This is a genomic window from Streptomyces sp. NPDC030222, assembly GCF_055573115.1.
Genome location: NZ_JBVICA010000012.1, coordinates 103621 through 118299 on the forward strand (window position 1 = coordinate 103621; position 14679 = coordinate 118299).

Annotated in this window: 10 protein-coding genes; 3 read left to right on the forward strand and 7 right to left on the reverse strand. The window is 72.7% G+C overall.

The features are described from left to right. The first annotated feature begins 99 nt into the window (after positions 1–99). Positions 100–1332 carry an FUSC family protein gene (locus ACZ4Z5_RS19025; RefSeq protein WP_468264076.1) on the forward strand — a complete coding sequence of 411 codons (1233 nt, stop codon included), beginning with the start codon at positions 100–102 and terminating at the stop codon, positions 1330–1332. 320 nt (positions 1333–1652) lie between these two features. Here the strand turns inward: ACZ4Z5_RS19025 and ACZ4Z5_RS19030 are convergent, their stop codons facing one another. After that, positions 1653–1919 carry a hypothetical protein gene (locus ACZ4Z5_RS19030; protein WP_468264079.1) on the reverse strand — a complete coding sequence of 89 codons (267 nt, stop codon included), beginning with the start codon at positions 1917–1919 and terminating at the stop codon, positions 1653–1655. A gap of 483 nt (positions 1920–2402) precedes the next feature. Next, on the reverse strand, positions 2403–4949 hold the full coding sequence (locus tag ACZ4Z5_RS19035) for a SpoIIE family protein phosphatase (RefSeq protein ID WP_468264082.1): 2547 nt from the start codon (positions 4947–4949) through the stop codon (positions 2403–2405). 325 nt (positions 4950–5274) lie between these two features. On the opposite strand from ACZ4Z5_RS19035, the gene ACZ4Z5_RS19040 reads away from it, so the two are divergent. Further along, positions 5275–5724 carry a subtilase-type protease inhibitor gene (locus ACZ4Z5_RS19040; RefSeq protein WP_468264084.1) on the forward strand — a complete coding sequence of 150 codons (450 nt, stop codon included), beginning with the start codon at positions 5275–5277 and terminating at the stop codon, positions 5722–5724. A 143-nt stretch (positions 5725–5867) separates the two neighbouring features. Here ACZ4Z5_RS19040 and ACZ4Z5_RS19045 read toward each other — a convergent pair whose 3' ends face one another. The 5 genes from ACZ4Z5_RS19045 to ACZ4Z5_RS19065 form a co-directional block, all read right to left on the reverse strand. Then, entirely contained in the window at positions 5868–6242 is a 375-nt protein-coding gene (locus ACZ4Z5_RS19045; RefSeq protein ID WP_468264086.1) for a hypothetical protein, read from the reverse strand. A gap of 114 nt (positions 6243–6356) precedes the next feature. Next, complete coding sequence (locus ACZ4Z5_RS19050) at positions 6357–7283, reverse strand: C40 family peptidase (RefSeq protein ID WP_468264089.1); 927 nt, start codon at positions 7281–7283, stop codon at positions 6357–6359. A 203-nt stretch (positions 7284–7486) separates the two neighbouring features. Continuing rightward, positions 7487–11326, reverse strand: coding sequence for an nSTAND1 domain-containing NTPase (locus ACZ4Z5_RS19055; RefSeq protein WP_468264091.1), 3840 nt, complete (start codon positions 11324–11326; stop codon positions 7487–7489). A gap of 126 nt (positions 11327–11452) precedes the next feature. Then, positions 11453–12301 carry a YhjD/YihY/BrkB family envelope integrity protein gene (locus ACZ4Z5_RS19060; RefSeq protein ID WP_468264094.1) on the reverse strand — a complete coding sequence of 283 codons (849 nt, stop codon included), beginning with the start codon at positions 12299–12301 and terminating at the stop codon, positions 11453–11455. Between the two features lie 22 nt (positions 12302–12323). Then, positions 12324–13079 carry a polysaccharide deacetylase family protein gene (locus tag ACZ4Z5_RS19065; RefSeq protein WP_468264096.1) on the reverse strand — a complete coding sequence of 252 codons (756 nt, stop codon included), beginning with the start codon at positions 13077–13079 and terminating at the stop codon, positions 12324–12326. Positions 13080–13444: 365 nt separating this feature from the next. Here ACZ4Z5_RS19065 and ACZ4Z5_RS19070 point away from each other — a divergent pair, with 365 nt between their 5' ends. Further along, positions 13445–14647 (forward strand): DUF418 domain-containing protein, encoded by a 1203-nt coding sequence (locus ACZ4Z5_RS19070; protein WP_468264353.1) that lies wholly within the window; start codon positions 13445–13447, stop codon positions 14645–14647. Positions 14648–14679: the final 32 nt, after the last annotated feature.

Here is a 14679-nt window from a genome sequence, read left to right on the forward strand (position 1 = left end):
AAACCGCTGCACTGTGCCGGTCCCGTCCAGCCTAGGCGGCCCGGGTGACCGGACGGCCGGCCGGCGTTCGCCCCCACGCCACGGGGAAGGGGCCAGAGCATGCCGGAAGCAACCGTTCCCCTACGCGACCTCGTCCGCCGCCACAACGAGCCCGCTGTCGTGCAGACGGTCCGGTCGACCGCGGCCGCCGTCATCGCCTACGTCGTCGCCCTCTGGCTGAGCAGCGAACCCGCCCCCCTGACGGCACCGCTCACCGCGCTGCTGGTCGTCCAGGTCACCCTCTACTCCACCCTCACCACCGGCATCCGCCGGGTGAACTCGGTCGTCGCGGGGGTCGTGATCGCGATCGGTTTCAGCGCGCTCGTGGGGCTGACCTGGTGGAGCCTCGGGCTGATCATCCTGGCGTCCCTGGTCGTCGGCCGGTTCGTGAAGGTCGGCGAGTTCGTCCCCGAGGTCGCGATCAGCGCCATGCTGGTCCTCGGGGTGACGAGGGTGGGGGAGACGGCCTGGAACCGGGTCCTGGAGACCCTGATCGGCGCCGTCGTCGGACTGCTGTTCAACGTGCTGTTCGCCCCGCCGGTGTACGTCGGATCGGCAAGCGACGCGATCACGGACCTCGCGGGCCGGATGCAGCGGCTGCTCCGGCACATCGGCGACGAACTGACCGGACACACCCCGGTGGCGGAGGCGGCCGCCCGGCTGCACGAGGCCCGTCGCCTCGACCACGACATCGTCGAGGTCGACGCCGCGCTCCGGCAGGCCGAGGACAGCCTGCGGCTCAACCCCAGGATCAAGGAGGGCCTGCTCTACGGGCTCGTGCTGCGGACCGGCCTGGACACCCTGGAGATCTGCGCGGTGGTGCTGCGCGTCTCCTGCCGGACGCTCACGGACCTCGCCAAGGCCCGGACGGAGGAGTCGCTGTTCCCGCCGGACATCACCGAGGCGCTCCAGGACCTGTTCGCTCACATGGCGGTCGCCGTCGAGAGCTTCGCGGTGCTCATCACCGCGCAGGTCAGCGAGAACGCCGCGGAGGCCGAGACGCGGCTCGCGGAGGAGCTCAATGAGGCGCGGCGGAGCCGGGACCGGGTCGCCCTGCTCCTCCTGGAACGGGTCCGTGCCTATCCGGGTGAATGGCAGCTTCACGGAGCGCTGCTTGCCGAGGCGGACCGCGTCATCGACGAACTGGGCGTGGAGAAGCGCTCCGAGCGGCTGGTCGAGGAGCTGGACCGGCACGCCCGCGAGGCGCATGCGCGCCACCCGCGGGTGTACCTCTTTCTGCGCCGCGTCCGAGCCGCCTTCCGCCGGCCGTCGGACACGGACGAGGAGGAGTAGGACGTCCGGGTGGCACGGGTGGCCTTCCGGCGCCAGGGGGACCGCACGGTGATCTCGCAGCGTGCGCTCCGGGACCACGCCGACCCGTGGCCGGGCTGGACCGAACCGGACGGCACCGGTACGTCGGTGGCCACCCGCACCGGTTTGCGCACCACAGCGCGCGGCGGGGCACGGGTGCGGCCGGCTCGCCGCCGGTCGAGCATGCCGGGCGCGGTGCCCGGCCCGCCGTCGACAGCGCTGCGTCACATGTGCGACCGAGTGCTTCGGTTCGGCCACCCACTGGGGCGGTCTGCTCGCCAGGAGGGATACGGCCCCGGTGACTACCGGGGGGCCTGGCGGCACGCCTCGGTTGCGGCGGCCTGTGTCACGCCGATCTGGGTCAGGGCGTCGGCACAGCCGTTCTGGTCGCCCACCAGGCCGACGTAGCACGCCATTCGGACGGGGTCGGTGACCATGACGCCCGAACCCTCGACGTAGTTCTCACAGGCCGCCAGGTCCGCGTGGGCGCTGGGAGCCGCGGTCACGGCGCCACCCAGGGCGATCGCGAGGCCGGCGAGGACACCGGTGATACGAGCCGAAGGACGCATGGGATTGCACCTGCTCTCTCGGTCGGGTCGCGCGATCACGCAGGAGCGGAACCGCGCGCGGGAGCGGCGCCGGGCGAGCACCCCGAGAGCGGATTCCCTGGGGACGGGCAGGCGGTTCACTGAGCCCGCGGTACGGGTGGTGTGCGCCTTCCCCCGAAGCCCCCCGCCCGGCATCGATCACCCTCTCCTACGACGCTAGAACACCCTGTGGGGGCACGCACTCCCGGGGTGGAATGCGAGAATCGTCAGGGAATCACCCTTACGGGACCGTGCCGGTCTCGTGCGCACGTGACCGCGCCGACCGCGGGTACGCCCCGTGACCACGTCGGCCGCGGGCATGCTCCGGGACCCCCGCCGGCCGCGGGCAGGCTCCGGGGACCCGGCTGATCGCGGCCACGCCCAGGCCCCTGCCCACCACGGCCACGCCCGGCACCCCGCCGGCCGCGGCACACATGCCCGTCGCACCCCGCGGACTCGTGCCGGTCAGGCCGCTGCTCCCAAGGGCATGTCCGCCGCGGGGATTTCCTGCTCGGCCCAGATGGTCTTGCCGTTGCCGGTGTAGCGGGTGCCCCACAGGTCCGTCATCTGGGCGATCAGGAACAGCCCTCGCCCGCCCTCGTCGTCGGTCGCGGCGCGCCGCAGATGGGGGGAGGTGTGTCCGGTGTCGGACACCTCGCAGATGAGCACCGCGTGGTCGCGGATCAGCCGCAGCTGGACCGGGCCCGCCGCGTACCGGATGGCGTTGGTGACCAGTTCGCTGACGACCAGTTCGGTCGTGAAGGCCAGCTCGTCCAGGCCCCACTCGGTCAGCTGTCGCACCGCCGCGCCACGGGCCTCGGCCACCAGCGCCGTGTCGGGGGCAAGGTCCCACACCTTCACCTGGTCCGCGCCGAGCCTTCGGGTGCGTGCCATCAACAGGGCCGCGTCGTCCGGCGACTTCTCCGGCAGGAGGGCGTCGACCATCCGGTCGCACAGGGTCTCCAGCGGGTCCGCGTAGTCGCCGAGGACGTCGGTGAGCCGAGCGAGCTGCACGTCCACGTCGCGGTCCGCTCCGTGAACCAGCCCTTTGGTGAAGAGTGCCAGCACGCTGCCCTCGGGCAGCCGCAGGTCCATGCTCTCGAAGGGGAGCCCGCCGACCCCGAGGGGCGGGCCGGGCGGCAGCTCCGCGAAGCGCACCGTGCCGCTCTGCGGATCGGCGACCGCGGGCAGCAGATGCCCGGCACTCGCCATGGTGCAGAGCCCGGACACCGGGTCGTAGACCGCGTACAGACAGGTGCTGCCCGCGAAGTCGTCGGCCTCGGCGGCCGCGGCCTCCTTGAGCGAACGCCTGCCGTACGGCGGCGGACCCTCGTGGTCGCGCCTGCCCTCCCGTTCCTTCGCCGCCTGCGCGATGAGGTCGTCCAGCCGGGTCAGCAGTTCGTCGGGCGGAAGGTCCATCCGGGCCAGGGCCCGTACGCTGCTGCGCAGCCGGCCCATCGTGGCGGCGGCCCACAGGCCGTGCCCCACCACGTCGCCGACGACCAGTGCCACCCGTGTCCCGGACAGCGGGATGACGTCGAACCAGTCGCCGCCGACCCCCGCGCGGGCGTCCGCCGGCCGGTAGCGGCGGGCCGTCTCGACGGCCGACTGCAGTGCCAGGGTGCGCGGCAGCAGGCTGCGCTGCAGGGTGAGGGCGGCCGCGTGCTCGCGGATGAAGCGCCGTGCGTTGTCGACGGACATCGCGGTGCGGGCGGCCAGTTCGTCGGCCAGTTCCCGTTCGCCGGCGTCGAACGGTCCGGAGTCACCGGCGCGCAGGAAGGTCACCAGTCCCAGCGTCGTCCCCTCGACGGAGAGCGGTGCGACGAGCAGCGAGTGGAAGCCCCCGGATGCGGCGGCGGACTGCTCCGGAAGGTGTTCCAGGACGGCGTGTCCCCAGGTGAGACAGCGTGCCTGGGGCGAGGTCGGGGCGTAGTCGACGGTCTGCCACGCGGGCTCCTCGGGCTCCCCCTCGCGGCGTTCGGCGCGGGTCCCCGGATCCTCGCCGGTCCCGTGGACGGGGGAGGCGAGGCCCGTACGCCCCCACACCCGCACCATCCGCACCGCCGCGCCCCGGTGCAGCGACGGAGGGGACGAGGGGCGGTTGCCCTCCAGTACGCCTTCCAGGACGTCCACGACGACCGCGTCCGCGAACGCCGGCACGGTGACCTCGACCAGTTCGCGTGCCGTCCGCCGCATGTCCAGCGTGGAACCGATCCGCCGCCCGGCCCGGACCAGCAGGTCCAGCCGCTGCTCGGCACGGTAGCGGTCCGTGATGTCGACGGATTCCTCGCAGACCCCGAGGATGTCGCCGCGCGAGCCCTGGAGACGGTAGTACGCGCAGGACCAGATGCGTTCGTGTTCCGGGGCTGCGGGCAGCCGCGCCCGGTAGTGCAGGTCGAAGACCGGCTCGCCGGAGTCCAGCACCTCCCGCATGACCTGTCCCAGATTCGGCGAGTGCTCCGCGGACAACACCTCACCGCCCGGGTAGAGGTCGTCGGCGTGCACCCCCGCGTACTCGGAGAGCGGCCTGCCGAGCTCCAGCTCGGCCGAGGCGTTGCCCCAGATGACCCGCAGGTCGTTGTCGTACACGTTCAGGCCCACCGGCGACTGGGTGATGAGGCCGCGGAGCAGTTCCTGGCCGGTCTCCCACTCGCGCAACGAGTCCAGTGCGGCGGCCAGCACGATGCGTGCCGGGTCCCGCGGACCGCTGTGCACCAGCGGACAGACCGAGGTGACCACCCATACGGCGCTGCCGTCCCGGTGCCGGAGCCGGAGCGACTCCCGGGCGACGGTGACGGGGACGGGACCACCCGTGCCGCCGGCCGGCGGCTCGTCGAAGCACAGCGAGGCGAAGGCGCGTCCGAGGACGTCCTCCTGGCGGTAGCCGAGCAGTGCCACGGCAGCCGGGCTCCACCCGATGATCCTGTCCTGGGCATCCGTGACGACGGCTGCCGCCGTGGTGACGTCCAGGGGGCCACGGAACCGGCTGCCCACTTCGTTCAGGGCGCTCATCGCACCTACCTCTGTCGCCGTCATCCCCATGCTGGGGCGACGGGGCGGGGCGCACAACCGCGCGCAGGGACTCATCGCAAGCCGCTACTTGTTATCCAAGGTTCAAGGTTTTGTATGCCTTGAAATCAACCAATCAGTCGGCTTGCTTGCCTTCTTTTGGCCATCTTCCCTGTGACTCTCCGCTCGCGGCTCGCCGATTCTCGCAGATGGGGACGGCCACTACATGCAGTCGTGCAGTCGCACTGGGTGACCTGAATCGAACGCTTGGATGTGCGTTCTTCACATCGGTCGGAAACACTCGCGTCCGTTCTCCGAAACCAAACCCATGGAGGGATCCGATATGCGGTACGTCGCGGCAGGCCTGGCTCTGGGAGCCGCCCTCGTCCTCAACGGAGTCGTGGGCACCGGCTCCCACGCCGCAAGCGCCGATCCGGCGACGGCCAAGAGCCTCTACTCCCCGTCGGCGCTGGTCCTCACCGTCGCCAACGGCGCCGACGAGAACGCGCGGGTAGCCCGTGCCGTCACCCTGAGCTGTGCGCCCACGCCCTCCGGCACCCACCCCGACCCCGCCGGCGCCTGCGCCGAACTGCGCCGCACCCAGGGCGACTTCGCCGCCCTCATCGACTCGGCGCCGGTCGGGATCTGTACGAAGGAGTGGGCCCCCGTCACCGTCACCGCCCAGGGCGTCTGGCAGGGCAAGCGGGTGTCCCACGTCCACACCTTCGGCAACGCCTGCACGAAGGCGAGCGGTGGCGGCACCGTCTACGGCTTCTGACGGTCCGGCCATCGGCCGACGCGAAAGGGCGTGACGCGGAAGGGCCGCTGAAGGCCCATGACGCGGAAGGGCCGTCCCTCCCGAGCGGGGAGGGACGGCCCTTTCCTCATGCCTCGTGCTCCACGGCCCTCAGGGCGCGGGGTTCAGCACTCGCGCAGACCCGGGGCCGGGTCGACGGACGTGTGGACGTCCACCGCGGGCACATTGCCCCACTGGCCGTTGTCGAGCTGCGTCCAGTACCAGACGTTGTTGCCGCCGGGGTGGTTGTCGCCGCGTCCCCAGCACGCGAACCAGCTGAACGAGGTGTTGAGCGGACCGCGCACCGCGGAGCCGTAGGACCGGTGCGCGTATCCCTTCGCACCGGCCCGGTTGCCGCACCACAGCTTGCCGTCCGCGCGGACGCCGCATTCGGCGGCCGCGCCGGCCGGTGCGGCCGAGGCGGGGACTGCGGTGGTGGCGAGACCCGTGGACAGCGCCACGGCGGCCAGCCCCAGAGCGATCTTCTTGCGTGCGGACATGCTTCCTCCTCGGCAGTGGCTCCGGACGGAGCCCGATTGACGGTTGGGTGGTGGTCTTCCAGGGCCGTCCCGCCGGACCCGTCGCGGTCGGCTGGGACGGCGGCCGCCGTGGTGTCAGCGGCAGGTGGGCACGCCCTCGAGCCAGGCCGGGCCCTTGATGTAGATGTTGGTGATCCAGGCGCGGTGGTCCGGCAGGTAGGACCAGGCGTCGTTGGTGATGCCCTCCGCGGTCACGGCCTCGGCGTGCTTCTGGCACTCGATCCGCACCGCGGTCGGGCCGTCGAACCTGTGCACCCGTGGACTGGTCGTGGACGGCTCGCGGTGCGTCCACACGTCCGTGCCCCAGGTGCTGAACGTGCCCTGCTGCGCGCCTCCGTCGATCCGGACGGCGCCCGCGTAGTCGCCGCCCAGCCGGACGTCGGAGACCGTGATGCGGGTGCCCGACTGGCGGGCCTCGACCATCTTTCCCGCCCCCAGATAGACGGCGATGTGATGGATGCCGCCCCCGCTGCCGTAGGCCAGCAGATCGCCGGGCACCAGCGGCGCGGCCCCCTGAGCGGCCGTGAAACGCGCGGTGGCGTGGGGGGTGTGGAACTGGTGGTGGGCGTTGCCGCTCAGCGGATCCCGGCCGGTCGCCTCCGCGTAGGCGTAGCGGACCAGGCCCGAGCAGTCGAACCCGAGCCGCTCGGGGTCGTGTTCGCTCGCCGGGTCGGTCGGGTCGACCTGGCCGTAGGTGGGCCCGGGCTGCGGGCCGTGGCCGCCGCCCCAGGTGTACCAGACCCCGATCTGCCCGCAGGCGGCCCGTACGGCCTTCTCCGCGACCGCGGACGCCCCCGGTGCGAGCAGTCCGCACTCACCGTCCGCATCCTCCGTCCCGTCCGCGCCCCCCGTGGCCGCGGACGGGACGGAGACGGTGGCGGCCGCTGCGGGCACCGTCAGTGCCGTCGTCCAGGCGGCCAGCGCCAGCAGCCCCGATGCGGCTGCCGCGGCCCGCCGGCCGCCCCGACTCGTCCCCGGTCGCCGTGTCTTCGGTCGTGACATCCCGATCCCCGTTCGTCCCCGTGCTCGTTGTGCTCGTCGTCTTGTCCCGTGCTCGCTGTCGCCGGCACCGACGTGGTCGCGTCGGGTTGCCGGCCCTTCCGAGCCTGGGCCGTGACGACGGGGGGTGTCGAGGACCCACGCGTCGCCCGCCACGACAGGAAACGGGAAACTCTCGGGAAACCCCCGTCACCGCCGCCGCTCGGTCACGCCGAGCAGCCCGGGCGATAGGGGCGGCCCGGCAACAGCCGTTGCCAGTGCGCCTTCCCGACGTCGCCGATCAGCGCACAGATCCCGGCGGCCCGTTGCCGCGGGTCCGTCGACCAGAGCCGTACGGTGCCGTCCGTGCCGCTGCTGACGGGCCGTCCGGCACCCGGCTCGAACACCACCCCCCACACCGCCCCGCCGTGACCGTCAAGCGTCGCCGTGAGCCGCTGCCCGGCCACGTCCCACAGCCGTACGGTCCCGTCGATGCCGCCGCTCGCCACCGTCCGCCCGTCCGCGTCGAACGCCACGGCACGCACCGCCCCGCTGTGCCCGATGAGCGTCGCCCCGGCGCGCCCCCGCGCGGTGTCCCACAGCCGCACGGTCCCGTCGTTGCCGCCGCTGGCCAGCGTCCGTCCGCCCGCCGCGAAGGCCACCCCCCGCACCGCGCCGGTGTGTCCCCTCAGCACGGTCCGCACCTCGTGGCCCGCGACGTCCCACAGCCGCACCGTCAGATCGTCGCTCCCGGAGGCCAGGAGCCGCCCGTCCGGGGAGAACGCCACGGCGTTGGCGAAGTCCTGATGTCCGGTGAGCGTGGTGAGCAGCCGCCGTCGTGCCGTGTCCCAGAGCTTCACCGTGCGGTCCGCCGCAGCGGATGCCAGCAGCCGCCCGTCCGGGGAGAACGCCACCCCGAACACCGAGCCGGTGTGTCCCGGCAGCGTGGTGAGCAGCCGCCGTCGTGCCGTGTCCCAGAGCTTCACCGTGCGGTCCGCCCCGGCCGATGCCAGCAGCCGGCCGTCCGGGGAGAACGCCACCCCGAACACCGAGCCCTGATGACCGGTCAGGACCGACACCGTACGGCGGTGCCGCACGTCCCACAACCGCACCGTGCGGTCCGCGCCGGCCGCCGCGAGCAGCCGCCCGTCGGGTGAGAACGCCGACTGCCACACTTCTGCGAACGGGCGGGCGGCCAGCGACGACCGGCCCGGGTCCCACAGCACGACCGACTGGTCGAAGCTCGCTGTGGCCAGCAGCCCTCCCGGCCCGACCGCGACGGCCATCACATAGTCGGTGTGTCCCGTGAGCGTGGCCGTCACCCGGTGGCTCGCGGTGTCCCACAGCCTCGCCGTGCCGTCACCGCTGGTACTCACCACCGTGCCGCCGTCCCCGTCGTACGCCACCGCGTTCACGTCGTCGCTGTGGCCGGTCAGGACCGTACGCACCCGGAACGTCCCGGTGTCCCAGAGCCGCACGGTACGGTCGGCGGAACCCGAGGCGACGGTCCGCCCGTCCGGCGAGTACGCCACCCCGAGCACACCGTCCGCGTGGCCCTTCAGGACGGCCCGCGACCCTCCGGACGCGACGTCCCAGAGCCGCACCGTCCGGTCCGCCGCACCCGAGGCGAGGGCACGGCCGTCAGGAGAGAACGCCACACCGTGCACCCCGTCCGTGTGGCCGGTCAGCGTGGCCCGGAGCCTCCCGTCGTCCGCGTCCCACAGCCGCACGGTGCCGTCCGCGCCACCGGAGGCGACCGTGCGGCCGTCCGGCGAGAACGCCACCGCGCGGACCGAACCGCCGTGACCGAAGAGCGTGCCTGCCGTCTGACGGTCCGGCAGCCGCCACAGCCGGACCGTGCCGTCCGTGCCGGCCGACGCCAGCAGCCTTCCGCTCCGCCCGAACGCCACGGCCAGCACCGGACCGCCGTGCCCCGTCAGGGACGCGACCGCCCTCCGGTGCCCCCGGCCGCCCCACAGCCGGACCGTGCCGTCACTGCTCCCCGTCGCCAGCAGCCCGCCGTCCGGTGCGAAGGCCACCCCGTTCACCGGCCCCGTGTGACCGGTCAGCCGGCCCGCGAACGGCTGCGCAAGAGTGCTGAGCAGCGCACCGCGCGCCTCGGTGGTGGGCGCAGTGCGGTACGCCTCGGCAGCCAGCAGCATCGACGCCTCCGGCTGCCCGGCGGCCAGTGCCCCGGACCGGACCGCCATGGCCTGCGACTGCGCGACACGGCGTTCCTCCACGGCACGGGTCCGCTGCTGGAAGGCGAGCCCGCTCGCCGCCAGGGCCACGGCGAGCAGCACCACCAGCACGCCCGTCAGCCGGCGGCGGGTCCGCACCTGACGGCGCGCACGCTCCTGCCGGCCGTGCTCCTCGGCACGGCTCGTCTCGAGGAACTCCCTCTCGTGCGGATCCAGCACTTCCCGGCCGTCCCGCTGTTCCGCCCACTCGTCGGCGGCGGCCAGCCGGTTGCCCCGGTACAGCAGTCCCGGGTCACGGTTCTCCCGGATCCAGGCCGACGCGGCGTCCGCGAGCTGCTGGTGCATCAGCAGACCGGCCCGGTTGGACTGGATCCAGCCCCGCAGCCGGGGCCAGGCCCGCAGCAGCGCCTCGTGGGTGATCTGCACCGTGTCGTCGTCGGCGGTGACCAGCCTCGCCCGGACGAAGGCGTCCAGCGCCGACTCGGCCGCCCGGGGATCGGGCACCTGTGCCCACAGGCGCCCGGGATCCGCCCGGCGACGGGTCTCCGCGTCCCCGTCACCGATGTGCACCAGCCGTACCAGCACCCGTCTGGCCGCCTCCTGTTCCGACCCCTCCAGACGGGTGAAGACGTCCTCGGCGGTACGGGCGACCGCCCCGAGGATGCCGCCGGTGCTCTCGTACCCGGCCACGGTCAGGGTGCGGCCGCTGCGCACCCGCCAGGTGGCCAGCATGGCGTGGGACAGCAGCGGCAGGGCGCCGGCCGGCGGGCCGTCCCCGGTGCCGAGGTCGCGTAACAGCAGTTCCACCACGCCCGGTTCGAGGGTGAGCCCGGCCCGCTCCGCCGGCCGGGTGACGGCGTCGCGCAGCTCCTCCGTCGTCATCGGGGCGAGAACGAACAGCCCCTGGGTGAACACGGCGGCCAGTTCGGGGTACCCCAGGCAGCGGCCGCTGAAGTCCGCCCGCAGCCCCATGACCGTGACGGCGGGGGCGTCCGGCCCGGTGGACATGGCGCTCAGCGCCGCGGAGAGGGCACGCCGTTCGGCCTCGTCCCGGCAGAGGGTGAAGGTCTCCTCGAACTGGTCGACGACCAGGACCAGCCGTGTGCCGTCCCCGAGCCGCGGGCGGAGGGCCGGGGCGAGCAGTCCGGGCTGTTCGCGCAGCTGCTCGGGGGTGATGCCGGTCTCCTCGCCGAGGGCCCCGGCCACCACCCGGAGCAGCTCCTTGAGCGGGTGCGCCGTGGGCGTGCACACCGCGGACGGCCAGTCCGCCGAACCCGGCAGGCCCGGCGCGCCGCGGCGCAGGGCGGGAAGCAGACCCGCCCGCAGCAGCGAGGACTTGCCGGCGCCCGAGGGAGCCACCACGGCGAGCGGACCCCCGCCCGCCCGCCCGGCGAGCCGGTCCAGGAGGGCGGACGTCGCCCGCTCCCGTCCGAAGTACCAGTCGGCGTCCTCCGGGCCGAACGGAGCGAGGCCCCGGTAGGGGCAGGACGGTTCTCCCGGCGTGGACTGCCGGGCGTGCGGTACGCCGGGTACGAGGCGGACGAGCGCGCCGCCCGCCGACAGTGTCTCGTCGCAGCGCCTCGCCATGTCGGCGGTGGGGGGCTTCGCACCGTTCTCGATCTTGCTGAGGTAGCCCTTGCTGTAGTGGATGCGCCGGGCGAGTGCGGAGAGGGACAGGCCGCGTGCGGTTCTGAGGCGCCGGAGTTCCGCCCCGAAGTGCCCGGGGGATTCCCCGGGCGAGTGCCCGTGAGTTTCCCCGGGTGTTTCCCCGGTCGGGCGCCGGGATTCCCCGGTCTCCCCGGCGTCGTCGGCCGGCCTGCCCCGTACCCCGTCCATGCGTGCCTCCGCGGAGATGCGGCTGCCCACGCTACCGATCCGGCGAGCGGCTCCACCAACGCCGGACTCGTTCGTGTCCATTCCCGGCCGACACGGCATGGGTGCCACGGGCGCAGGGAAACGCGGCGGGAAACCCCAGGGGGGAACGCACCGGGCTCAGAGAGTTCCGGTGTCGCGCCGCAGCCGCCGGTGCACCAGTTCCTCGTGGACCAGCCGCCCGACGAGCGCGCCGAGGTACACCACCACGCCCACACCCACCAGCCACGACTGGATCACCAGCACGCTGCCGATCGGTCCGTATGTCACCGAGTTGGAGGCGATCAGCGGGGAGAACACCAGCTGGGAGAAGACCCGCAGGCCGAGCAGGCACACCGCGGTCACGATCGCCCCGGGCAGCAGCGCCCGCCAGCGGATCCGCCCGCACAGCAGGATCCGCTGCGACCACCAGAAGAACAGCGTGGTGCCGATGAAGTCGGCCGTCGCGCCACCGACCACTCCCCATGAGGACGCGGAGGACACCGGTGTGTTGACGAAGAGCAGCAGGGCGAAGATGAGCACCCCCAGCCACACCGCGTGGCGCCACATGGTGTGCCAGCGGGCGGTGGGCAGGTCCCACACCTTCTCGTATCCGGTCTGGACGGCCGAGCCGAAGGTCAGACCGAACACGACGAGCGCGGCGAGACCGAAGGCGGTGGTCCGGCGCAGCGCCTGCCCGGGGACGCCGAACAGCTGCTCGATCTCCTCCTGCGAGGTCTCCGCGACGCCGAGCCCCTGGCTCAGCCAGCGCGCGAACCCCTCGCCGCTGGCCGGATCGGCTGCCGCGACGACGATCAGCAGCGGTACCAGGGTGACGAACCCGAGCGCGGCGAAGGCCATGGCGCGGTGCATCAGTTCCATTTCCCGGCCGCGGCTCCAGCCCAGCCCGACCGGGGACGCGAGGATCCTGTTGTGCAGGCGCTGGAACCGGTGCTTGTGTTTCCCGACACCGAAACGCTGGGTGGGCATATGTGGTCGACTACCCGAAGGGTCACGGACGGTACACCTTCCCCGGCTCCGGTACACCCGGCGCGAGTAGCTGGGGAACGGTGACGAAGGTGAATCCGCGCCGGGTCAGTTCGTCGATGATCCCGGGGACCGCCGGCACCGTCCCGTCGTAGATGTCGTGCAGCAGGATGATGCCGTCGCGGTCCGCGTCGGCCAGGACCCGTTCCCTGATCAGGTCGGTGTCCGTGGTGGCGTAGTCCTTCGCGGTGACGCTCCACAGCACCTGGGCGAGGCCCAGCTCCCTGCTGATCCGGGCGACGGTCTCGTCGGTACGGCCCTGCGGCGGACGCATGAGCGTCGGTGTCCGTCCGGTCAGCCGCCGTATCTCCTCCTGGGTCCGCGAGAGCTCCTCGCGCACCCGCCCGGGCCCGACCTCGGTGAGCAGCGGATGCGTCCAGGTGTGGTTGGCCACTTCGTGGCCCTCCGCGGCGATGCGGCGCACCACGTCGGGGTGGCGGTCGATGTGCCGTCGGCCGAGCAGGAAGAACGTGGCCGGGACCTTCTTCCGCTTGAGGACGTCCAGCAGCCGAGGCGTGTCCTTGCCGGGGCCGGCGTCGAAGGTCAGCGCGATGCACCGGACTTCGCGGCAGTCGACCGGCCCGGGGGTCCGGGACGCCTGCGGGCCCGGGACGGCCCTGGCGTCCTCCGGTGTCGTCGTGTTCGAGGAGCAGCCGCTCAGCAGCAGGGTCAGTGAGGTCGTCACGGACAGCGCCGCGGTCGCGACGCGGGAAAGGGACATGAGCCTTTTCCTGGGCATGGCAGTGCTCGCCTTCGCCGTGGGGTCGGAGATCACCTCGGACTATACATTCGGTGTATACATGCGGTGTATACGCGGGGTGCATTCGTGGGGTGTGCGTGCGATGCGCGCAGCGGAGGGGTGTAGGGCGGAGGGGCGTACGGCGGAGGAGCGGTCGACGGAGGGCCGGTCGGCGACGAGCGGGAGGCGTCTTCGCTACATCGAAGGGTGTAGCGGGGATTCATCACCTGTCACGAGGTCGGAGGCCCCTGGCGCCATGACGATGGAAGTACAGACGACCGACGGGGAAACCGATGACGCACACCGTACGACCATTCATCCAGGCACCCGACGGTCCCTCACCCGGAATGGCCGGCCGAGCCGTTCGGACGGGCGGCGCGGGAACGGGCGGGGGCCGGCTGCCGTTGCTCGACGTGCTGCGCGGAACCGCCATCCTCGGCACCCTCATGACGAACGTATGGGTCTTCACCGGGCCCGGAGCCGAATGGGGAGTGCTGGACGGCAGCGCGTCCGCGGCGACACTCAGCACCCTGCTGTCGGAGCCGTCCGCGCCGGTCGCCGCCGAGGCCCTCTTCCGGTTCCTCGCCGATGGCAAGTTCCTCGCCCTGCTGACCGTGCTGTTCGGCGTGGGACTTGCCATCCAGTTCGACTCCGCCGAGCGGCGCGGCCGGCCGTGGCCCGGTCCCTACCGGTGGCGTGCCCTTTTCCTCTTCGCCGAGGGCACGCTGCACTTCGTCCTCGTCTTCGCGTGGGACGTGCTGATGGGGTACGCCGTCACCGCCCTGCTCGTGGCGTGGATCCTCACCCGCTCCCGCAGGTTCCGGAACACCGTGATGTGGTCCGCCCTCGCCCTGCACCTCGCCGTCATGACACTGCTCACGGTCGCCCTCGCCACCACGGGTTCCGGCGACGGGTCCGATGGCGCGGCCTCGCAGAGCGGTCCCGCGGTCGAGCTGTACGCGCACGGCGGCTACTTCGACCAGATCGCCTTCCGCCTCCAGAACGCACTGGCGATGCGGCTGGAGCCCGTTCTCTGCTTCGCCCTGCTGGTGTTCCTGTTCCTGCTCGGCGTACGGCTCCACCGGGCCGGGGCGTTCGCCTCCGACGCCACGGGGCGCCGCATCAGGAACCGGATGCTGGTGTGGGGCCTGGGCCTCGGGCTCCCCCTGAGCGCGGTGGCGTCGCTCGGGGGACAGGACTTCTTCCTGCTGGCCCGCTACGGCGCCGCCCCCGTGGTCGCCCTCGGATACATCGGCCTCATCGGCGTGCTGACGGACCGTCTGCGCTTCCCTGGCCTCCTCACCTCCGGCCTGAGCTCGGTCGGCCGCACCGCGTTGTCCTGCTACGTCGCCCAGAACGTGCTGTGCATGCTGGCCGCCTACGGCATCGGACTCGGACTCTCCGAACGCTTCCGGGACAGCGGACCCTGGTGGGTGATGGGGCTGTGGGCCACGGTCTGCGTCCTGCTGATCACGGCGTCCCGGCTGTGGCTGCGCCGGTTCCCGCACGGTCCGCTCGAATCGGTACAGAAGCGGGTCGTGCGAGGTTGACACCGGTACGGCACCGGTACGCCGGCCCTGGA